This is a genomic window from Pseudomonas sp. AC070, assembly GCF_979258635.1.
In genome coordinates, this window is record NZ_OZ409871.1 from 2,173,387 (window position 1) to 2,193,513 (window position 20,127).

General features: G+C 59.1%; 15 protein-coding genes, 3 tRNA genes and 1 pseudogene. 14 read left to right on the top strand and 5 right to left on the bottom strand.

Annotated features, from left to right (window positions below; all coding sequences use genetic code 11):
- Positions 1-66 precede the first annotated feature (66 nt).
- Positions 67-1,768 (top strand): annotated as a pseudogene (locus ACZZ0Q_RS09840) (DEAD/DEAH box helicase).
- Positions 1,769-1,838: 70 nt separating this feature from the next.
- On the opposite strand, the gene ACZZ0Q_RS09845 reads toward ACZZ0Q_RS09840, so the two are convergent.
- From ACZZ0Q_RS09845 to ACZZ0Q_RS09855, 3 genes are all read right to left on the bottom strand, one after another.
- A complete protein-coding gene (locus ACZZ0Q_RS09845) occupies positions 1,839-2,996 on the bottom strand; it encodes an MFS transporter (RefSeq protein ID WP_463560515.1) in 1,158 nt (385 codons plus the stop codon).
- Between the two features lie 72 nt (positions 2,997-3,068).
- Complete coding sequence (locus tag ACZZ0Q_RS09850) at positions 3,069-3,722, bottom strand: potassium channel family protein (protein ID WP_463539144.1); 654 nt, start codon at positions 3,720-3,722, stop codon at positions 3,069-3,071.
- Between the two features lie 87 nt (positions 3,723-3,809).
- Positions 3,810-4,526 carry a DUF4431 domain-containing protein gene (locus ACZZ0Q_RS09855; RefSeq protein ID WP_463539143.1) on the bottom strand — a complete coding sequence of 239 codons (717 nt, stop codon included), beginning with the start codon at positions 4,524-4,526 and terminating at the stop codon, positions 3,810-3,812.
- A 439-nt stretch (positions 4,527-4,965) separates the two neighbouring features.
- Here ACZZ0Q_RS09855 and ACZZ0Q_RS09860 point away from each other — a divergent pair, with 439 nt between their 5' ends.
- The gene (locus ACZZ0Q_RS09860; RefSeq protein ID WP_463539142.1) at positions 4,966-6,474 is read left to right on the top strand and encodes a flavin-containing monooxygenase; all 1,509 of its coding nucleotides are present in this window, start codon (positions 4,966-4,968) and stop codon (positions 6,472-6,474) included.
- Between the two features lie 118 nt (positions 6,475-6,592).
- On the opposite strand, the gene ACZZ0Q_RS09865 is transcribed toward ACZZ0Q_RS09860, so the two are convergent.
- Positions 6,593-8,449, bottom strand: a complete 1,857-nt coding sequence (locus ACZZ0Q_RS09865; protein WP_463539141.1) for a sigma-54-dependent Fis family transcriptional regulator — start codon at positions 8,447-8,449, stop codon at positions 6,593-6,595.
- A 400-nt stretch (positions 8,450-8,849) separates the two neighbouring features.
- Here ACZZ0Q_RS09865 and ACZZ0Q_RS09870 point away from each other — a divergent pair, with 400 nt between their 5' ends.
- From ACZZ0Q_RS09870 to ACZZ0Q_RS09895, 6 genes are all read left to right on the top strand, one after another.
- A complete protein-coding gene (locus tag ACZZ0Q_RS09870; RefSeq protein ID WP_463539140.1) occupies positions 8,850-9,944 on the top strand; it encodes an ABC transporter ATP-binding protein in 1,095 nt (364 codons plus the stop codon).
- A complete protein-coding gene (locus ACZZ0Q_RS09875; protein WP_463539139.1) occupies positions 9,944-11,065 on the top strand; it encodes an ABC transporter ATP-binding protein in 1,122 nt (373 codons plus the stop codon). Before ACZZ0Q_RS09870 ends, ACZZ0Q_RS09875 begins: the two co-directional genes overlap by 1 nt.
- Positions 11,062-11,925, top strand: coding sequence for a carbohydrate ABC transporter permease (locus ACZZ0Q_RS09880; RefSeq protein ID WP_122495514.1), 864 nt, complete (start codon positions 11,062-11,064; stop codon positions 11,923-11,925). Before ACZZ0Q_RS09875 ends, ACZZ0Q_RS09880 begins: the two co-directional genes overlap by 4 nt.
- Before the next feature lie 9 nt (positions 11,926-11,934).
- Positions 11,935-12,735 carry a carbohydrate ABC transporter permease gene (locus tag ACZZ0Q_RS09885; protein WP_463560517.1) on the top strand — a complete coding sequence of 267 codons (801 nt, stop codon included), beginning with the start codon at positions 11,935-11,937 and terminating at the stop codon, positions 12,733-12,735.
- Between the two features lie 10 nt (positions 12,736-12,745).
- Positions 12,746-13,018, top strand: a complete 273-nt coding sequence (locus ACZZ0Q_RS09890; RefSeq protein WP_463539137.1) for a DUF2160 domain-containing protein — start codon at positions 12,746-12,748, stop codon at positions 13,016-13,018.
- Positions 13,019-13,097: 79 nt separating this feature from the next.
- Positions 13,098-14,840, top strand: coding sequence for an ABC transporter substrate-binding protein (locus tag ACZZ0Q_RS09895; RefSeq protein WP_122495519.1), 1,743 nt, complete (start codon positions 13,098-13,100; stop codon positions 14,838-14,840).
- 148 nt (positions 14,841-14,988) lie between these two features.
- On the opposite strand, the gene folD is transcribed toward ACZZ0Q_RS09895, so the two are convergent.
- Positions 14,989-15,843: a bifunctional methylenetetrahydrofolate dehydrogenase/methenyltetrahydrofolate cyclohydrolase FolD gene (gene folD / locus ACZZ0Q_RS09900; RefSeq protein ID WP_463539136.1), complete on the bottom strand. Its 855-nt coding sequence runs from the start codon at positions 15,841-15,843 to the stop codon at positions 14,989-14,991.
- Between the two features lie 187 nt (positions 15,844-16,030).
- Between folD and ACZZ0Q_RS09905 the strand changes: the two genes are divergently transcribed.
- The 6 genes from ACZZ0Q_RS09905 to clpX all read left to right on the top strand — a co-directional run bounded on the left by ACZZ0Q_RS09905 (position 16,031) and on the right by clpX (position 20,085).
- Positions 16,031-16,107, top strand: a tRNA-Arg gene (locus tag ACZZ0Q_RS09905).
- A 50-nt stretch (positions 16,108-16,157) separates the two neighbouring features.
- A tRNA-His gene (locus ACZZ0Q_RS09910) sits at positions 16,158-16,233 on the top strand.
- A 54-nt stretch (positions 16,234-16,287) separates the two neighbouring features.
- Positions 16,288-16,372: transfer RNA gene (locus ACZZ0Q_RS09915), tRNA-Leu, on the top strand.
- Between the two features lie 284 nt (positions 16,373-16,656).
- A complete protein-coding gene (tig, locus tag ACZZ0Q_RS09920) occupies positions 16,657-17,967 on the top strand; it encodes a trigger factor (protein WP_463539135.1) in 1,311 nt (436 codons plus the stop codon).
- A gap of 89 nt (positions 17,968-18,056) precedes the next feature.
- Positions 18,057-18,701 (top strand): ATP-dependent Clp endopeptidase proteolytic subunit ClpP, encoded by a 645-nt coding sequence (clpP, locus tag ACZZ0Q_RS09925; protein WP_463382937.1) that lies wholly within the window; start codon positions 18,057-18,059, stop codon positions 18,699-18,701.
- Positions 18,702-18,804: 103 nt separating this feature from the next.
- Positions 18,805-20,085, top strand: coding sequence for an ATP-dependent Clp protease ATP-binding subunit ClpX (gene clpX, locus ACZZ0Q_RS09930; RefSeq protein ID WP_463539134.1), 1,281 nt, complete (start codon positions 18,805-18,807; stop codon positions 20,083-20,085).
- The last annotated feature ends 42 nt before the right edge of the window (positions 20,086-20,127 follow it).

A 20,127-nucleotide genomic window follows, 5' to 3' on the forward strand; every position in this document is an offset into this window, starting at 1 on the left:
AAATCCCCGCCTACAGGGCTGCCAGGGTTACCTTCGGGTCTTACACGGCATGCGCAGCTTTGGAACATGGGTCTTTGCGGATGCACTTTGAGGCAGACCCATGACCCAGGTATCCGGCGGCTTCGCCGCGCTCGGACTTAACCCCAATATTCTCGCTGCAGTAATCGCTACCGGTTACGAAGAGCCTTCGGCTATTCAACTGCAAGCCATTCCAGTTATTCTCGCCGGCCACGACATGATCGGCCAGGCGCAAACCGGTACCGGCAAAACCGCCGCGTTCGCACTGCCAATTCTCACCCGCATCGACCCGGCCAAACGTGAGCCACAAGCGCTGATTCTGGCGCCAACTCGCGAGCTGGCTCTGCAGGTGGCTACCGCTTTTGAAACCTACGCCAAGCAAATGCCAGGCGTGAACGTGGTTGCCGTTTACGGCGGCGCACCGATGGGCCCACAACTGAAAGCCATCCGTAATGGCGCTCAGATTGTTGTGGCGACTCCGGGTCGTCTGGTTGACCACCTGCGTCGCGACGAGAAAGTGCTGTCCACTATTCAGCACCTGGTACTCGACGAAGCAGACGAAATGCTCAAGCTGGGCTTCATGGACGACCTGGAAGTTATCTTCAAGGCCATGCCCGCTACCCGTCAGACCGTGCTGTTCTCGGCCACCCTGCCGCACTCGATTCGCGCCATCGCTGAAAAGCACCTGCGTGACCCGAAGCACATCAAAATCGAAACCAAAACCCAGACCGTGACTGCCATCGAGCAAGCGCACCTGCTGGTTCACGCTGACCAGAAGCACGCGGCTGTATTGCGTCTGCTGGAAGTGGAAGATTTCGACGCGCTGATCGCCTTCGTACGTACCAAGCAAGCCACCCTGGATTTGGCCGCCGCGCTGGAAGCCAAAGGCTACAAGGCTGCTGCCCTGAACGGCGACATTGCCCAGAACCAGCGTGAGCGCGTAATCGACTCGCTCAAAGATGGCCGTCTGGACATCGTGGTTGCCACCGACGTTGCCGCCCGTGGTCTCGACGTACCGCGCATCACCCACGTAATGAACGTGGACATGCCGTACGACCCGGAATCCTACGTTCACCGTATCGGTCGTACCGGCCGTGCGGGTCGTACCGGTCGCGCCCTGTTGCTGGTAACGCCGCGTGAGCGTCGCATGCTGCAAGTGATCGAGCGTGTAACCGGCCAGAAAGTTGCCGAAGTTCGCCTGCCGAACGGCCAGCAAGTGCTGGACGCACGCATCAAGAAGCTCACCAACGCCCTCGCGCCGCTGGTGGCTGATGCTGAAGCCAGCCATGGTGATCTGCTCGACCGTCTGACCGCCGACATTGGTTGCAGCCCGCGTGCGCTGGCCGCTGCGCTGCTGCGCAAAGCCACCAACGGCCAAGCGCTGACCCTCGCCGAAGTTGAGCGTGAACAACCACTGGTGCCCAACAGCGCACCGCGTGAGCGTTCCGAGCGTCCTGCCGGTGAGCGCAGCGAGCCGCGTGAACGTCGCGCGCCAATGCCGTTGGCCGAAGGCCGTGCCCGTTGCCGTACCGCCCTGGGCGCACGTGACGGTATCGCTGCGAAGAACTTGCTGGGTGCCATCCTTAACGAAGGCGGCCTGGCCCGCGAAGCCATCGGCCGCATTCAAGTGCGCGACAGCTTCAGCCTGGTTGAGCTGCCGGAAGAAGGTCTGGAGCGTTTGCTGACCAAGCTGAAAGACACTCGCGTAGCCGGTAAGCAGTTGAAGCTGCGTCGTTACCGCGAGGACTAAGAGGGTTCGCCTTCTGGTCCGCTAAACAAAAAGCCCGCTGCGAAGCGGGCTTTTTTGTGCCTGGCAATTTTCAGTCGCTCAGCTTCAACGTCAAGCTCAATGCCGCCACGCCTACCAACAAGCCCGCCAACACCAGCAAGGCGACGGTCAGGCTGCTGCCGTGGGCGATAAAACCGATAAACGCCGGGCCCAGCAAAATGCCGCCGTAGCCAAGCGTCGAGACCGCTGGAATGGCGACGTTTTCGGCCATCACCTTTTGTTTGCCGATTAGGCTGAACATCACCGGCACCACGTTCGAGCAGCCGGCGCCCACCAGCAAAAAGCCCACCAGCGATAACGGCCACGACGGGCTCATCGTCGCCACCACCAAACCGGCCGCAGCCATTAATGAACCCAGCAGCACCACGCGTTGGCGGCCCACGCGGTGCACCACGACGTCGCCGGTCAGGCGGCCGACGGTCATGGCGCAGGCAAAGGCGACGTAGCCGATACCCGAGTGGGCTGAGGTCAGGCCTTTGCTTTCGGTGAGAAATACGGCGCTCCAGTCGAGCATCGCGCCTTCGGCCAAAAACAAAACGAAGCACACCGCGCCAATCAGCAGCACCACGCCGTGGGGAATGGCAAACGCCGGGCCGTTGCTGGTGCTGCCGAACGGCAGCAAGTCGCGGGCGCAGTGCAGCAGCACGGCAATCACCGCCGCCACCACCGCGAGCGAGGCCTGCAGCGGGCTGAAGTCCAGCGCCAGAAGTACGCTGACGCCCGCCGCGCCGACAATGCAGCCCACGCTGAACAAGCCATGAAAGCCCGACATCAAAGGCGTTTCGCTGTTTTTTTCCACCATCACCGCTTGCAGGTTAATGGTGCAATCCATGCAGCCAAGCCCGGCGCCAAACAGCGCGAGGCTGACGGCCAGGAACGGCCAGGAAGAGAACACCGTTAGCAGCGGCAGCATCAGGCACACCAGTGCCGCCGCGCCGACGATTAGCCGTCGGCAGCCGACTCGTGCCGCCAGCGCACCGGCCAGTGGCATGGTCATCAGCGAGCCGGCGCCCAGGCACAGCAACAGCACGCCCAGCGAGCCTTCGGTCAGCCCGGCCCGCGCCTTTGCAAACGGCACCAACGGCGCCCAGGCAGCCATGGCGAAACCGGCGATAAAAAAGGCCCAGCGCGTCGAGCTTTTCTGACGCACGTGAGAGGGAAGATTGAGGGCAGATTCAACAGCAGACATCAGCGTTCCAAGTCCGAGAAGTACGCGGTGTAGACCCGCCGAGCGCCGGGCGCGTTCAGTCTGCCGGCGTGGCTAACGCTTGATCGCCGTCAGGGCAATCAGGCGCGAGACCACCAGCGCCAGGTACATGACTCCGGCGAATTCCTCAATCATTACCAGCGAACGGGCCATGGGCGTAAGCGGAATGATGTCGCCCAGGCCGACGCCGGAAAGCGTGGTGAAGCTCAGGAACAACAACTCCATCCAACTGCGCGCCGCCTCGGGATTGATCAGCGCGCCAAAGCTGCCCGGCAGCAGCAGTTGGCAGAAGGTATAGAGGTGCGCGAACGCCCAGGCGAGCAGGGTGAAGGTGGCGCCAACGGCGTACAGCTCATCGGTGGTGGCGTGGTAGTCAGCGTTCATATAGGCAATCAGGCTGCCGGTCGCATAAAAATAAAACAGCGCTTCGAGCAGGGCGATTGACGACTCCAGGCTCACCCCCGGCGTCAGCCGGTTGACCACCGACAAACCCACCAGCACCGTCGCCAACACCACCGCTACCCAGGTGTGTGAAGAGCTGCGTTTGACCACATGCAGCGCCAGGCCGAGCACCACCAAGCCGAAGGCGCCAAACAGCGCGCGGCCCAGCGGGGTGTCTTCCATCCACGGGTAAAGCAGCAAACCGAGCAGTTGCACGAAGAGCAAGCCGGCGCAGGGATAGCGAACGATGTACTGAACGGGGCGCATAAAGGGCCTGTGCGAATGAGCGGTGAATGGCAGACAACAGAAAGCGAAGCGATATCCCGGGCATGAACGGCTCCACGCCACAGGGCATTATTCGCCGTTAATCAGCACCTGACCCTGCTTGACCCAGCCGGAGTACACCGCACCGTTCTTGGTGGTGTAGCTGACCTCGGCCCAGCCAAAGCTGTGAATGTTGCTCACCGTTACGGCGTCGCCGGGCACGATGTACGCCTTGCGGTCGGTGCAGCTGTCATTCGGTGCGTCGTGGAAATACAGACGGCCTTCACCGGTGATCTTGCCGGGCAGCGGCGCGGGCAATTGTTGGTCCAGCGAGGCGTTTTCAGCGAGCACTTCGCAGTCCACCGGCTCGGCCGGCGTGCCGCTGACAAATTCCACTTCCTGCAACAACAGCGGCGTGTGGTGGTGGCCGGTCAGTGCCCCGGTGATGGTTCCCTTGAGGGTGAGCTTGCCTTCACTCATCAGGTACGGCCGCAACTGGTCGTAGCCTTTCTGGTCGAGGATCAGCTGCAAATAGTCCAGGCGCTGGTCGGGGCTGGTGTCGAACTCATCGTTGGCAACCATGCACAGCGGCTCGGGCACGGCGAGGTAAAAGCCGACCTCGGCTTCATCACCTTGGGTAACGTCCTCATAATTTGGCGAGCCTGGAAAGGTGTCGGGGTACAGGGTGCCCGTCAGCGTGACGGTTTCGGTTTCAAACGCATGGCAGTCGCCAGCCAGGGCAATAGAAGGCAGCAGCGGTGCGCCGGCAAAGGCGAGCAGGGCGCACAGGCGCAAATGGGAACGCATGGTGGGTCGTCCGTGATAGCGGGTGAGTAGGCAAACGGCAGCGAATTAGACGCGGCAGGCCGGGGGCTGCACAAGGTGAATGTGCTGGGAGTGTGATGATTTACGCCAGTGACAAATCAGCCATTCGGACAGTGGCCTCGCCGGTTTTTTTCGGGTTTACTGCGCGCCCTAAAAATTCGCTGACCCCTGCGCTTGACGGTTGCCCAGGTGTTTTTCCTCCGGTCTGCGCTATATGCGGCCGGTTTTTATCACGGAGCTGGTGGCATTTCCGCCTTTTTCCGTACTTTGCCGCCGAACGCTGTGCTTTCGATGGCTATGCTCAAGCGAGTGGCAGTAAAAAAGTGACCATCGCCCCAGGCTGGCATGTGCTGCTGACCGTGGCTAAAACAATAAAAAATGCCCGCCGTTTCTCGAAGCGCGCGAGCAAACGGAGTGACCTATGGCTAGTGAACAATTCGACGTGTTGATTATTGGTGCCGGGCTATCAGGTATCGGTGCGGCGTACCGACTGCAGACGCACTGCCCAGCCAAGCGCTACGCCATCCTCGAAGGGCGCAGCGACATCGGCGGCACCTGGGACCTGTTTCGCTATCCGGGGCTGCGCTCAGACTCGGACATGTTCACCCTCGGTTACCCCTTCCGACCCTGGCAAGACGCCAAAGCCATCGCCGACGGCGCCTCGATTCTTTGCTACATCAAAGACACTGCCCGCGAATTCGGCATCGACCAGCACATCCGCTTTAACCAGCGCGTGGCCTCGGCCAGTTGGTCGTCCCACGAGGCGCTGTGGACCGTGCAGGTGCACAACGCGCAGAACGGCGGCTGCAGCGTATACCGCTGCAAATTCCTCTACGTGTGCAGCGGCTATTACGACTATGCCGGCGGCTACACGCCGGAATTTCCCGGCCGCGAGCAGTTTAAGGGTCAGGTTATTCACCCGCAGAAGTGGCCGGAAAACCTCGACTACACCGACAAGAACGTCGTCATCATCGGCAGCGGCGCCACCGCCGTGACGCTGGTGCCGGCCATGGCCGCGCAGGCCCGCCAGGTCACCTTGCTGCAGCGTTCGCCCAGCTATGTCGCCTCGCTGCCAGCCAAAGACGCCATTGCTGATGTGCTGCGCAAGTATTTGCCGGAACAGCGCGCCCATCGCCTGGCGCGCTGGAAGAACGTGTTGTTGACCTTGGGCTTCTTCCAGTTTTGCCGCCGTGCGCCCAACCTCGCACGCAAAATGCTGCGCCACGGCGTGAAGCGCGAGTTGCCGGCTGACTACGCCGTCGACACCCATTTCAACCCGGCTTACCAGCCGTGGGACCAGCGCTTGTGCATGGCGCCCAACGGTGACTTGTTCAAAGCCCTGCGCAGCGGCAAAGCGCAGATGGTCACCGACCATATCGAACGCTTCACCGAAACCGGTATTCGTCTGAAGTCGGGTCAGGAACTGGCGGCCGACATCATCGTTACCGCCACAGGCCTGAAGTTGAAGGCTTGCGGCGGCATGGCCCTGGTCGTGGACGGCAAGTCCGTGGATATCGGCGACACGCTCGCCTACAAAGGCGTGATGCTCGGCAACGTGCCCAACTTCGCCCTGTGCGTGGGCTACACCAACGCCTCTTGGACGCTGCGTGCTGACCTCGCTTCTAGCTACGTGTGCCGTGTGCTGAATTACATGGACGAGAACGCCTACAAAATGTGCGTAGCGCAGCAGGTGGGTGGCTCGCTGGAGAAACGCCCGCTGCTGGATATTTCCGCCGGCTATGTACTGCGGGCGGCGGACGTATTGCCCAAGCAAGGCCCCGGCGCACCGTGGCAGCTGAAGCAGAACTACATTCTCGACCTGTTCAACCTGCGCTACTCGCCAGTGGAGGACGGCACCCTGACGTTTCGCCGCGATCCCGCCCTAGGGATGGCGCCGCCTGTGGTTGAGCGCACCGTTTCAGCGGCGTGACGGTGGCCGCCTCTACTGCCGAAAAGCATCGCGGTTAAAACCGCTCCCACAGGGGCCGTTGCCTTCTGTAGGAGCGGCTTCAGCCGCGATTCCTGGAAACGTCGCTATCCCAGGCCATTCACACCTTCACGCCTTGTTCCCGCAAGCGCTTGTACAAGGTGTTGCGGCTAAGCCCCAGGCTACGGGCGAGGTGGGAGATGTTCCCGCCGCATTGTTCGTATTGGCTTTTCAGATCGGCATCGCTGGTGGCGTGGTATTCCACCATTGGCGGCGTCTCGCTGCCTGGCAGGTCGGCGAAAAAATCGTCGGGTAAATGCTCGGGGCGTATGGGTTGATCGTCGGCCATGGCCAGGGCGATCTGCAGCACGCTGCTCAGTTGGCGCAGGTTGCCGGGCCAGGGGTGGCGCAGCAGCAGTTCCATCACTTCGTTGCTTAACCCGGCCCATTGGTAGGGCTCGCGGTGGTGCTCCCAGAGGCGTTGGATCATCGCCTGTTTGTCGGTGCGCTCGCGCAGCGGCGGCAGTTCGAGGTTGAGGCCGCTGATGCGGTAGTAGAGGTCTTGGCGGAACAGGCCGCTGTCGACGTCTTGGCGCAAGGCGCGGTTGGTGGCGGAGATCAGGCGGATGTCCACTGGGTACAACTCGCTGCTGCCCAAGGGCTGCACGCAGCGTTCCTGGAGCACCCGCAGCAGCCGCGCTTGTACGCGCAGTGGCATGTCGCCGACTTCGTCGAGAAACAGCGTGCCTTTGTGGGCCTTGCGGATCAGGCCGATGCTGCCTTTCTGGTTGGCACCGGTGAAGGCGCCTTTTTCGTAGCCGAACAATTCCGACTCCACCAGCTCGGCAGGAATGGCCGCGCAGTTCACGGCGATCAGGCTTTGCTGCGCCCGTGAGCTGGCCTGGTGCAGGGCTTTGACGAACACCTCTTTGCCAACACCGGTTTCGCCGTACACCAGAATGGGAATGTCTTTCTCCAGCAAGCGCTCAGCCTGGCGCACGGCCTTGTCGACGCGCGGATCGCCAAGGTTGATGGCGGCCAGGGTGAAGGGGCTTTGCGCCGCGGGTGCCGGGGTTGGTGGCGGGCTGAGCGGCGCGGTGCGGAAGTCTCGCGCCTGAATCGGCACCGGTTGCTGCGGACGCTTGAGCTGGGCATGGAAGCGAAAACGCCCGCCCGCGCGCAGGTTGAACGGCAAGTCTTGCGGCTGGTTCAGCAGCTGTTGCAGCGGTATATCGAACAGACGCTCGATGTTCACCGCTGCCAGGCTGATGCCGAGCAGGCTGTCGGCACGCCGGTTGGCCGACACCACTTGGCCGCTTTCGTCGAACACCACCAGGCCGGCCCACGGGCTGTCGAGGTTGTTCAGGCTGGTGTTGAAGGTCAGCTGGAAATAGCGCTGCTGGAACAGGTTGAGGATCAGCCGGTTCTCCACCGACTGGCTCATCATTTTCACCATGCCCAAGGTGTGCGAGGGCGGCAGGTAGCTGTCGCTGGAGACATCGAGCACGGCGATCATCTGCCGCTGCTCGTTGAAAATCGGCGAAGCCGAGCCGGTCATAAACCGGTTGGCTTTAAGAAAGTGTTCGTCGTGCTGAATGTGCACCGGCTGCGCGCAGCTCAGTGCGGTGCCGATGGCGTTGGTGCCGGTGTACCGCTCCAGCCAACTGGCGCCAGCGACAAAACCGGCGGCATGGTTGGGCTCGATAAAACGCTGGTCGCCCCAGCTCTGCAGCACCTGGCCTTGGTTGTCGGCCAGCATGATCAGGCAGTTGGAGTTGGCGAGAATGTTGCCGTAGTAGGGCAGCACTTCTTTATGGGTGGTTTGCACCAGCGCGTGCTGACTCTCCAGCAGTGCCGACACCTCGCCCGCGCTCGGTTGACTGAACGTCGGCGCGCTCTGGTGCGTGAGGCCGAAACTGCGGCAGCGCGTCCAGGAGTCTTGAATGATCGTGTCGTGGGGCAGGGCGGCTTCGGCCATGACGGGTCTCGCGTGGAGTTGTTTTTATTTTCAGCCAGCAATCGACCGGTCTTCGCCGGGTCGGTTCAGTGTCGTTGATGACTGTTCAAAGTCAACAGTGGCGACTGTTCAGTTGTTCACAGATGGGTGTTCACAGGTGTTCAAACTGACCCTTCTTGCTCTCTTCGATATTTCGATGATGCTTTTTAAAACAGCAAGTTGAGAGCGTTAATCGCGGGTTGGCACAGAATTGGCTCTAGTTTGGCGAATTGAGAGTGAGGGTGCCAGAGCCAGGCAAGGCGAACGCAAGCTCAAGGGCGCAGCGTACTCCAGTACGTGAACCCCTGAAGCAAGCGTTCAACGCGGTCTGGCCGACGTACCCTCGGTCGAACCAACGTAGAACAACAAGAAAAGGACACTTATGTCTTTAGTGCTCGAACACGTCACCCGTGTGGTCGATGGCGAGTTGCACATCGACGACGCTTGTTTAAGTTTCGAACCGGGTTCGTTCAACGTGCTGCTGGGTCGGACCTTGTCCGGCAAAACCAGCCTGATGCGCTTGATGGCGGGCCTCGACAAACCCAACAGCGGCCGCATTTTGATGAACGGCGCCGACATGACAAACGTGCCGGTGCGCAAGCGCAACGTCTCGATGGTGTACCAGCAGTTCATCAATTACCCGACGCTGACGGTGTTCGAGAACATCGCCTCGCCGCTGCGCCAGGCCGGCCTAAAGGACGCGGAAATCGCCGACAAGGTGCACGCCACGGCGAAGATGCTGCGCATTGATGCGTTGCTTAGACGCCACCCGTTGGAATTGTCTGGCGGCCAGCAGCAGCGCACCGCCATGGCCCGCGCACTGGTTAAAGATGCGTCGCTGATTCTGTTCGACGAGCCGCTGGTGAACCTCGATTACAAGCTGCGCGAAGAGCTGCGCCAAGAAATGCGCGAGCTGTTCCAGGCCCGCCACACCATCGCTATTTATGCCACCACCGAGCCGAACGAAGCGCTGGCCTTGGGCGGCACCACCACCATCCTGCATGAAGGGCGTGTGGTGCAGAGCGGCAAAACCGCCGACGTTTACCACCGTCCACAACAGGTGCTCGCCGCCGAACTGTTTTCCGAACCACCGATTAACCTGATGCCCGGACGCATCAGCGGCACCGAGGTGAGTTTCGCCGAGGCGGTGCACTTTCCGCTGAATCCGGATCTGCAAAACATCGGCGAAGGCGAGTACCGCTTCGGTGTGCGACCCAGCCATATCGGCTTGGTGCCGTCCAACGACGATGACCTGGAATTGGCGGTAACCGTCGAGCTGGCGGAAATCAGTGGCTCGGAAACCTTTCTGCATGTGCGCAACGAGCAGTTTGTGTTGGTGCTGCATTTGCCAGGCGTGCATGAGTACGACGTCGACACCCCGATCCTCATCTATATCCCCACCCACAAGCTGTTCGTATTCGCCGCCGATGGCCGCCTAATTCAGGCCCCCAGTCGCCGTGTTGGGAGGGTTGCCTGATGGCCGAGATTCGTTTGCACCATTTGGCTCACAGCTACAGCAAAACCCCGAGCGGGCCGGACGATTACGCCATTCGCGAGATGAACCATATCTGGGAGCAGGGCGGCGCCTACGCGTTGCTCGGGCCGTCCGGGTGTGGCAAGTCGACCTTGCTGAATATTATTTCCGGGCTGTTGAGTCCGTCCGAAGGCGAGGTTCAGTTCGATGGCAAGGTGGTGAATCTGCTGCCGCCTGAAGAGCGCAACATTGCCCAGGTTTTCCAGTTTCCGGTGGTGTACGACACCATGACGGTGTTCGACAACCTGGCCTTCCCGCTGCGCAATCAGGGGCTGAACGAAGCCAAGGTGCTGAGCAAGGTTAATGAAATCGCCGAGGTGCTGGATCTGCACCCGTTGCTGCACAAAAAGGCCAAGAACCTTACCGCCGACGAGAAGCAAAAGGTTTCCATGGGCCGGGGTTTGGTGCGTGACGATGTGTCGGCGATTTTGTTCGACGAGCCGCTGACCGTGATCGACCCGCACTTGAAATGGAAGCTGCGTCGCAAGCTCAAGCAGATTCACGAGCAGTTCAACATCACCATGGTGTACGTCACCCACGACCAGCTCGAAGCCTCGACCTTCGCCGACAAGATTGCCGTGATGTACGGCGGCCAGATTGTGCAGTTCGGCACGCCGCGCGAGTTGTTCGAGCGCCCGAGCCACACCTTTGTCGGCTACTTCATCGGCAGCCCGGGTATGAACCTGATCGACGTCACCCGCTGCGACGGTGGCGTGCGCTTTGCCAACACCGTGCTTCCGCTGAGCGCCGCGCTGAATCAACGCCTCGCCGCGCTGCCGGATGCGACGCTGAAAGTCGGTATTCGCCCCGAGTTCGTGCACATCTGGGATGGCCCTTATAACGACGCGTTGTGTGGCGACGTCGCCCATGTTGAAGATTTGGGCACCTACAAAATTCTGACCCTGACGCTCGACGGGCAAAAACTGAAAGTGCGCTTGCAGGAAGACCAGCCGGTGCCGCAGCAGAAGGTGTACCTGAGTTTTCCGGCGCAGTGGCTGATGGTGTATGCCGACGACTATCTGGTTGAAGCAGCGGTAGACGCGCCTGCGGAGGTGACGCCATGAAGGTGCAAAACAACAAGGCTTGGTGGCTGGTACTGCCGGTATTTTTGCTGGTGGCGTTCAGCGCCATCGTGCCGATGATGACGGTGGTCAACTACTCGCTGCAGGATATTTTCGACCAATCCAGCCGCTACTTTGTCGGCGCCGATTGGTACCGCCAGGTATTGGCCGACGACCGTTTGCATGACTCGTTGCTGCGCCAGTTCATCTTCTCGGCCTGCGTGTTGCTGATCGAAATTCCCCTCGGTATCGGCATCGCGTTGTGCATGCCCACCAAGGGCAAAATGGCCTCGCTGGTGTTGATCGTGCTGGCCATTCCGCTGCTGATTCCCTGGAACGTGGTCGGCACTATTTGGCAGATTTTCGGACGCGCCGACATCGGCTTGATGGGCTACACGCTTAACAAGCTGGGCATCTCGTACAACTACGCGGCCAATACGGGCGATGCCTGGGCCACGGTGTTAATCATGGATGTGTGGCACTGGACGTCGTTGGTGGCGCTGCTCTGTTACTCCGGTTTGCGCGCCATTCCCGATGTGTATTACCAGGCCGCGCGCATTGATCGGGCGTCGGGCTGGGCGGTTTTCCGTCACATTCAACTGCCCAAGCTCAAAAGCGTGCTGCTGATCGCCGTGATGCTGCGCTTTATGGACAGTTTCATGATTTACACCGAGCCCTTTGTGCTCACCGGCGGCGGGCCGGGCAACGCCACCACGTTCCTCAGCCAAACCCTGACGCAAATGGCGATCGGCCAATTCGACCTGGGCCCGGCGGCGGCGTTTTCGCTGGTGTACTTCCTGATCATTCTGTTGGTGTCGTGGGTGTTCTACACCGCCATGACCCACAACGATAAATCCCGCTGAGGCCCGACCATGACAACACGAAAAAAAGTGGTGCTGGTGCTCTATGTGCTGTTTCTGCTGGTGCCGATTTACTGGTTGCTGAACATGTCGTTCAAAACCAATAACGAGATTCTCGGCGGCCTCAGCCTGTGGCCCAGCCATTTCACCCTGGCCAACTACAAGGTGATTTTCACCGACCCGAGTTGGTACACCGGCTACCTCAATTCGCTGTATTACGTGAGCCTGAACACGGTGATTTCGCTGACCGTGGCGTTACCGGCGGCCTACGCGTTTTCTCGCTACCGGTTCCTGGGCGACAAGCACCTGTTCTTCTGGCTGCTGACCAACCGCATGGCACCCCCGGCCGTATTCCTGCTGCCGTTCTTTCAGCTGTATTCCTCGATTGGCCTGTTCGATACCCACATTGCCGTGGCGTTGGCGCATTGCTTGTTCAACGTGCCGTTGGCGGTGTGGATTCTTGAAGGTTTTATGTCGGGCGTGCCAAAAGAAATCGACGAAACCGCGTATATCGACGGCTACAGCTTCCCGAAATTCTTCGCCAAGATTTTCATCCCGCTGATTGGCTCGGGCATCGGCGTAACCGCGTTTTTCTGCTTCATGTTCTCGTGGGTCGAGCTGCTGCTGGCGCGCACGTTGACCTCGGTAAATGCCAAACCGATTGCTGCGGTAATGACCCGCACGGTATCGGCATCGGGCATCGACTGGGGCGTGCTCGCGGCAGCCGGGGTACTGACTATTTTGCCGGGCATGCTGGTGATCTGGTTCGTGCGAAACCATGTAGCCAAGGGCTTTGCCCTGGGCCGGGTGTGAGGAACTGACGATGGAATGGATGGCTTGGACGATCCCCACCGCAGCGTTCTTCGCGGCAATCGCGTTGTTGCTGGTGGGCATGACGGTGTGGGAACTGCGCTCGCCTTGCGTTGAGCGGCGCGGGTTTTTACCGATTGCTACCACTCGTGGTGATCGGCTGTTTATTGGTCTTCTCGGAAGCGCCTACCTGCATTTGCTGGTGATCGGCGCGACTGAATGGAGCATCTGGGTGGCGTCCGCGCTGTCCCTGGTGTGGCTGTTGGTTGTGATGCGTTGGGGTTAACCGGCAGGCGGGCCGCAGCTGTCGTTGTTGTCTGCCCCGCGAGGTTGGAGCTCTACCTAATAATTACCAGGAGGTGTCTATGTTGAACAAAAACAACAAACTGCGACATAGCGTGACGTTGGCGGCGATTTTCGCCCTGAGTGGCTTGAGTGCAACAGCCTGGGCGGACGCTTACGAGGACGCGGCAAAGAAATGGATTGGCAGCGAGTTCAAACCGTCCACGCTCACACCCGAGCAGCAGCTCGAAGAGCTCAAATGGTTTATCAAGGCGGCCGAGCCGTTCCGCGGCATGAAGATCAACGTGGTGTCGGAAACCCTGACCACCCACGAATATGAATCCAAGGTGCTGGCCAAGGCCTTTAGCGAAATCACCGGCATCACCCTGACCCACGACCTGCTGCAAGAAGGCGACGTGGTGGAAAAACTGCAAACGCAAATGCAGTCGGACAAGAACATCTACGACGGCTGGGTAAACGACTCCGACCTGATCGGCACCCATTTTCGCTACGGCAAAACCGAATCCATCACCGACCTGATGGCCAACGAAGGCAAAGACTTCACCTCGCCGACCTTGGACCTGAAAGACTTCATCGGCATCTCGTTCACTACGGCTCCGGACGGCAAGATTTATCAACTGCCCGACCAACAGTTCGCCAACCTGTACTGGTTCCGTGCCGACTGGTTTGAACGCGCCGATTTGAAGGCCAAGTTCAAAGAGAAGTACGGCTATGAGTTGGGCGTGCCGGTGAACTGGTCCGCCTATGAAGACATCGCCAAATTCTTCAGCGAAGACGTGAAGGAAATCGACGGCAAACGCGTTTACGGCCACATGGACTACGGCAAAAAAGACCCGTCCCTGGGCTGGCGCTTTACCGATGCCTGGTTCTCCATGGCCGGCGGCGGCGACAAAGGCTTGCCTAACGGCTTGCCAGTAGACGAGTGGGGCATTCGCGTAGAGGACTGCCACCCGGTGGGCTCCAGCGTCACCCGCGGAGGCGACACCAACGGCCCGGCCGCTGTGTTCGCCACGCAGAAATACGTGGACTGGATGCGCGCCTACGCGCCGCCAGAAGCCCAGGGCATGACGTTCTCCGAGTCTGGCCCGGTGCCTGCGCAGGGCAACATTGCTCAGCAAATTTTCTGGTATACCGCCTTCACCGCCGACATGACCAAACCGGGCCTGCCAGTGGTAAACGCCGATGGCACGCCGAAATGGCGTATGGCACCGTCGCCACGTGGCCCGTATTGGGAAGAGGGCATGAAGCTCGGCTACCAGGACGTGGGCTCGTGGACGTTCCTGAAATCGACCCCGGAAAAGCAACGTTTGGCCGCTTGGCTGTACGCGCAGTTCGTGACCTCGAAAACCGTTTCGCTGAAGAAGACCATTCTCGGTCTGACGCCGATTCGTGAGTCGGACATCAACTCGCAAGCCATGACTGACATGGCGCCGAAACTGGGCGGGTTGGTTGAGTTCTACCGCAGCCCGGCCCGCGTGCAATGGACGCCGACCGGCACCAACGTGCCGGACTATCCGCGCCTTGCGCAGTTGTGGTGGAGCCATATTTCGGAAGCGGCCAGCGGCGAGAAAACTCCGCAGGAAGCGCTCGACGGCTTGGCTAAAGATCAGGACGCGATCATGACGCGCCTTGAACGCTCGAAAGTGCAGCCAATCTGCGGTCCGAAAATGAACCCGGAAAAGGATGCGCAATACTGGTTCGACCAGCCGGGCGCACCGAAGCCGAAACTGGCTAACGAGAAGCCCAAAGGCGAGACCGTTAACTACAACGATCTGCTGAAGCAGTGGGAAGCGGCGCGTAAGTAAGCGGCGTTTTTCATAAGGCAAAAAAAACGGCACCTTGAGGGTGCCGTTTTTTTTATTGCGATCCCAAACCTGTGGGAGCGGCTTTAGCCGCGATGCTTCTTTGCAGGAATCGCGGCTGAAGCCGCTCCCACAGTGGTTCGATTGGATATCAGTCGTGCAAATGCTCTGCCGCGTACAACGTATTTTCCAGCAAGCACGCGCGGGTCATGGGGCCCACGCCGCCAGGCACTGGCGTAATCCAGCCAGCGCGGGGCAGAGCGGTGTCGTACACCACGTCGCCCACCAGCTTGCCGTCTTCCTGACGGTTGATGCCGACATCGATCACCACGGCGCCAGGCTTGATCCACTCACCTTTTACCAACCCCGGCTTGCCCGCCGCTACGACCACCAGATCAGCACGGCCGACGTGGCCGGCGAGGTCCTTGGTGAAGCGGTGCGTGACGGTCACGGTGCAACCAGCCAGCAACAGCTCCATCGCCATCGGACGGCCGACAATATTGGAAGCGCCGACGATCACCGCATCCATGCCATACAGGTCGACGCCAGTGCTGGCCAGCAACGTCATGATGCCTTTAGGCGTGCACGGACGAAGCAGCGGAATACGCTGGGCCAGGCGGCCGATATTGAACGGGTGGAAACCGTCGACATCTTTGTCGGGGCGGATGCGCTCAAGCAGTTGCGAGGCATCGAGGTGCTTGGGGAGCGGCAGTTGCAGGAGAATGCCATCAATGGTGGCGTCATCGTTGAGCCGGTCGATCAGCTCGCGCAATTCGTCCTGGGTGGTGCTGGCCGGAAGGTCATAGGCATGGGAGAGAAAGCCGACTTCTTCGCAGTCTTTACGCTTATGGGAAACGTACACCTGAGAAGCGGGGTCGCTGCCGACCAGGATTACAGCCAGGCCCGGAGTACGAAGCCCTTGCTCGCTGCGTTCGGCGACACGTTGGGCGATCTGCTTGCGCAGGCTAGCGGCGATCGCCTTGCCGTCGATAAGTTGTGCGGTCATGACGCTTGGTTAACCATCGGAAATGATTGAAAAAGGACGCGCATTCTCGCATGACCGGCCGAGCGGGCAAAGGCGGGCGGTCAGCATTTTCCCGTAACTCCTTTATCTCACTGAATTTTTTACGTTTTAGTGTTGACGGCTGATTAGCTCGTCTATAACATTCGCCCCGCTTGTCGAGCACAGCCAAGTGCCCGTAGCTCAGCTGGATAGAGCATCCGCCTTCTAAGCGGATGGTCGCAGGTTCGAGTCCTGCCGGGCACGCCACAAGGCTGTTTGGCAATACAAGCAAAGCAACACAGCAACAACGCAATATGGTGGGCGTAGCTCAGTTGGTAGAGCACAGGATTGTGACTCCTGTTGTCGTGGGTTCGATCCCCATCGTCCACCCCATATTCGAAAAGACGCCAGACCTTAAACAGTCTGGCGTCTTTGCTTCAAAGCTTCGCGGACGTGGTGGAATTGGTAGACACACTGGATTTAGGTTCCAGCGCCGCAAGGCGTGAGAGTTCGAGTCTCTCCGTCCGCACCAACTAGCGCTGATCTCGGCGAACAAAAAAGGCAGCTCCGTTAAGGGCTGCCTTTTTTGTTTTCCGGTTTTCCGGTTTTCCGGTTTTCCGTTTTTCCAGTGGGTAATTTTCCCTCCTTTATATAAGCGCGCGCGACATGCATGGCTTGGCTTATGTAGGAATTCCCTTATGAATGCACGACTGACGCAGTGTGTGGTGACTTCTTGAGTTTTCGCCACTAGAATGCATGCCCTTGATTTCTGGGGCCGGAAACGGCCGGCTAACGTCTGTGCAACGAGGAATATTCATGCAAGTTTCTGTTGAAAATACTTCCGCTCTTGAGCGTCGTATGACCATTGGTGTTCCTGCTGAGCGCATCGAGACCGAAGTAAACAAGCGCCTGCAGCAGACTGCACGCCGTGCCAAAGTGCCGGGTTTCCGCCCAGGCAAAGTGCCGATGAGCGTTATCCGTCAGCGTTACGAAGATGCTGCTCGTCAGGAAGCCCTGAGCGACCTGATCCAAGCCACCTTTTACGAAGCTGTGGTTGAGCAGAAATTGAACCCGGCTGGCGCGCCAGCAGTTCAGCCAAAAACCTTCGAAAAGGGCAAAGACCTCGAATACGTCGCCACCTTCGAAGTGTTCCCTGAGTTCCAGGTCGCGGGCTTCGACGGTATCGCCATCGAACGCCTGCAAGCCGAAGTCGCTGATGCCGACCTCGACAACATGCTGGAAATCCTGCGCAAGCAAAACACCCGTTTCGAAACCGCTGACCGCGCCGCTCAGAAAGACGACCAGGTCAACATCGATTTCGTTGGCAAAGTAGATGGTGAAGCGTTCGCTGGCGGCTCGGCCAAAGGCACTCAACTGGTTATCGGCTCTGGCCGCATGATCCCTGGCTTCGAAGACGGTCTGGTCGGCGCTAAAGCTGGCGAAGAGCGCGTGCTGAAGCTGACTTTCCCTGCTGACTACCAAAACCTGGAACTGGCCGGTAAAGAAGCCGAGTTCACCGTCACCGTGAACAGCGTTGCCGAGCCGAAACTGCCTGAGTTGAACGACGATTTCTTCGCTCTGTTCGGTATCAAAGAAGGCGGCCTCGAAGGCTTCCGCGCCGAAGTTCGCAAGAACATGGAGCGCGAGCTGCGTCAGGCCATCAAATCGAAAGTTAAAAACCAAGTGATGGAAGGGCTGCTGTCGGCCAATCCTATCGAAGTGCCAAAAGCACTGTTGAGCAACGAAGTTGACCGCCTGCGCGTACAAGCTGTGCAACAGTTCGGCGGCAACATCAAGCCTGACCAGCTGCCTGCCGAGCTGTTCGAAGAGCAAGCCAAGCGCCGCGTTGTGCTGGGGCTGATCGTAGCCGAAGTGGTCAAGCAGTTCGAGCTCAAGCCTGACGAAGCCCGCGTTCGCGAGATGATTCAGGAAATGGCCTCGGCCTATCAGGAGCCTGAACAAGTGGTGTCTTGGTACTACAAAAACGACCAGCAACTGAACGAAGTGCGTTCGGTTGTACTGGAAGAACAAGTTGTAGATACTGTTCTGCAGAAGGCCAATGTGACCGATAAGCAGGTCTCTTACGAAGAAGCGGTCAAGCCGGCAGAAGCTCCACAAGCAGCCTGACCCTAACGTCGTACGAGCAACCATAAGCCAGCCTTCGTGCTGGCTTATGTGTATTTGAGACATGACAAAAGCTAGGGAGCGTCGGATACATGTCCAGTAATCCTTTTATGCCGCAAATGCATGACATCCAGGCCGCTGGTGGTCTGGTGCCAATGGTCATCGAGCAGTCCGCCCGCGGCGAACGCGCTTATGACATCTACTCGCGCTTGCTTAAAGAGCGCGTGATTTTCCTCATCGGCCCGGTAGAAGACTACATGGCTAACCTGGTAGCAGCGCAGTTGCTGTTCCTGGAAGCGGAAAATCCGGACAAAGACATTCACCTCTATATCAACTCCCCAGGCGGTTCGGTGACTGCGGGTATGTCGATCTACGACACCATGCAATTCATCAAGCCGGACGTGTCCACCATCTGCATCGGCCAAGCTTGCAGCATGGGCGCGCTCCTGTTGGCTGGCGGCGCCGCCGGCAAGCGTTACTGCCTGCCGCACTCGCGCATGATGATTCACCAGCCGTTGGGGGGCTTTCAGGGTCAGGCTTCGGACATTGAAATTCACACCCGTGAAATTCTCACGATCCGTGATCGCCTGAACCAAATCCTTGCGCACCACACCGGTCAGCCGATCGAGGTGATTGCCCGCGATACCGACCGTGACAACTTCATGAGCGGCGAAGTCGCAGTGAATTACGGTCTGATCGACAAAGTCCTGAGCAAGCGGGAAATGGCTGCCCAGTAAGACGTTTGGCGGCGGTCAGTGATACATGGCCGCCTTGCGGGCTTGAAAATGCCCGCATTTGCCCTCATCTTGTGTTTCAAGCCTATCGGATTGGATTGAACGAATGACTGACACCCGCAACGGCGAGGACAACGGCAAACTGCTCTATTGCTCCTTCTGCGGCAAAAGCCAGCATGAAGTGCGCAAATTGATTGCCGGCCCCTCGGTCTTTATCTGCGACGAGTGCGTTGACCTGTGCAATGACATCATCCGCGAGGAGGTGCAAGAAGCTCAGGCCGAGAGCAGCGCTCATAAACTTCCCGCGCCTAAGGAAATCAGCACCATCCTTGATCAGTACGTGATCGGGCAGGAACGAGCGAAAAAGGTACTGGCGGTGGCGGTTTATAACCACTACAAACGCCTCAATCAGCGCGACAAGAAAGATGATGTCGAGCTGGGTAAAAGCAACATTTTGCTGATTGGTCCGACGGGATCGGGTAAAACCCTGCTGGCTGAGACACTGGCTCGCTTGCTGAACGTTCCGTTCACCATTGCCGATGCCACCACGCTGACCGAAGCCGGCTACGTCGGCGAGGATGTGGAAAACATCATTCAGAAGCTGCTGCAAAAGTGCGATTACGACGTAGAAAAAGCTCAAATGGGCATTGTCTACATCGACGAAATCGACAAGATTTCCCGTAAATCCGATAATCCATCGATTACCCGTGACGTTTCTGGCGAGGGCGTGCAACAAGCCTTGCTGAAATTGATCGAGGGCACGGTTGCCTCCGTACCGCCGCAAGGTGGCCGCAAGCATCCGCAGCAGGAATTCCTGCAAGTCGATACACGCAACATCCTGTTCATCTGCGGTGGTGCGTTCTCTGGCTTGGAAAAAGTTATCCAGGGTCGTTCGGCTAAAGGCGGCATTGGCTTCAACGCCGAAGTGCGCAGCATCGATTTGGGCAAGAAAGTCGGTGAGTCCTTGCGTCAGGTCGAGCCTGATGACTTGGTCAAGTTTGGCCTGATTCCTGAGTTCGTAGGTCGTCTGCCGGTTATCGCGACGTTGGATGAGTTGGATGAGGCTGCTCTGATGCAGATTCTCACTGAGCCGAAAAACGCGCTTACCAAGCAGTACGCGAAGCTGTTCGAGATGGAAGGCGTAGATTTGGAATTCCGTCCGGATGCCCTTAAGTCTGTCGCTCATCGGGCTTTGGAGCGCAAAACCGGCGCCCGTGGCCTGCGCTCGATTCTTGAAGGCGTTTTACTCGACACCATGTATGAAATTCCGTCGCAGTCGGACGTTAGCAAAGTGGTGATCGACGAGAGCGTAATCGCTGGAACCTCCAAGCCGCTGTTGATCTACGAAAACAGCGAGCCGCCAGCGAAAGCTGCGCCAGACGCTTAAAGCAGGGTTGTCACATGGTTAAAGCAAGGGGCCTGCGGGCCC

Bases quoted from the DNA above. Each gene is read 5' to 3' on its own strand.
- ACZZ0Q_RS09855 (WP_463539143.1), bottom strand. From the start codon at position 4,526: ATGCGTTCCCATTTGCGCCTGTGCGCCCTGCTCGCCTTTGCCGGCGCA.
- ACZZ0Q_RS09890 (WP_463539137.1), top strand. From the start codon at position 12,746: ATGGAATGGATGGCTTGGACGATCCCCACCGCAGCGTTCTTCGCGGCA.
- ACZZ0Q_RS09865 (WP_463539141.1), bottom strand. From the start codon at position 8,449: ATGGCCGAAGCCGCCCTGCCCCACGACACGATCATTCAAGACTCCTGG.
- ACZZ0Q_RS09895 (WP_122495519.1), top strand. From the start codon at position 13,098: ATGTTGAACAAAAACAACAAACTGCGACATAGCGTGACGTTGGCGGCG.
- ACZZ0Q_RS09860 (WP_463539142.1), top strand. From the start codon at position 4,966: ATGGCTAGTGAACAATTCGACGTGTTGATTATTGGTGCCGGGCTATCA.
- ACZZ0Q_RS09845 (WP_463560515.1), bottom strand. From the start codon at position 2,996: ATGTCTGCTGTTGAATCTGCCCTCAATCTTCCCTCTCACGTGCGTCAG.
- ACZZ0Q_RS09870 (WP_463539140.1), top strand. From the start codon at position 8,850: ATGTCTTTAGTGCTCGAACACGTCACCCGTGTGGTCGATGGCGAGTTG.
- folD (WP_463539136.1), bottom strand. From the start codon at position 15,843: ATGACCGCACAACTTATCGACGGCAAGGCGATCGCCGCTAGCCTGCGC.
- ACZZ0Q_RS09880 (WP_122495514.1), top strand. From the start codon at position 11,062: ATGAAGGTGCAAAACAACAAGGCTTGGTGGCTGGTACTGCCGGTATTT.
- clpP (WP_463382937.1), top strand. From the start codon at position 18,057: ATGTCCAGTAATCCTTTTATGCCGCAAATGCATGACATCCAGGCCGCT.
- ACZZ0Q_RS09850 (WP_463539144.1), bottom strand. From the start codon at position 3,722: ATGCGCCCCGTTCAGTACATCGTTCGCTATCCCTGCGCCGGCTTGCTC.
- ACZZ0Q_RS09885 (WP_463560517.1), top strand. From the start codon at position 11,935: ATGACAACACGAAAAAAAGTGGTGCTGGTGCTCTATGTGCTGTTTCTG.
- ACZZ0Q_RS09875 (WP_463539139.1), top strand. From the start codon at position 9,944: ATGGCCGAGATTCGTTTGCACCATTTGGCTCACAGCTACAGCAAAACC.
- clpX (WP_463539134.1), top strand. From the start codon at position 18,805: ATGACTGACACCCGCAACGGCGAGGACAACGGCAAACTGCTCTATTGC.
- tig (WP_463539135.1), top strand. From the start codon at position 16,657: ATGCAAGTTTCTGTTGAAAATACTTCCGCTCTTGAGCGTCGTATGACC.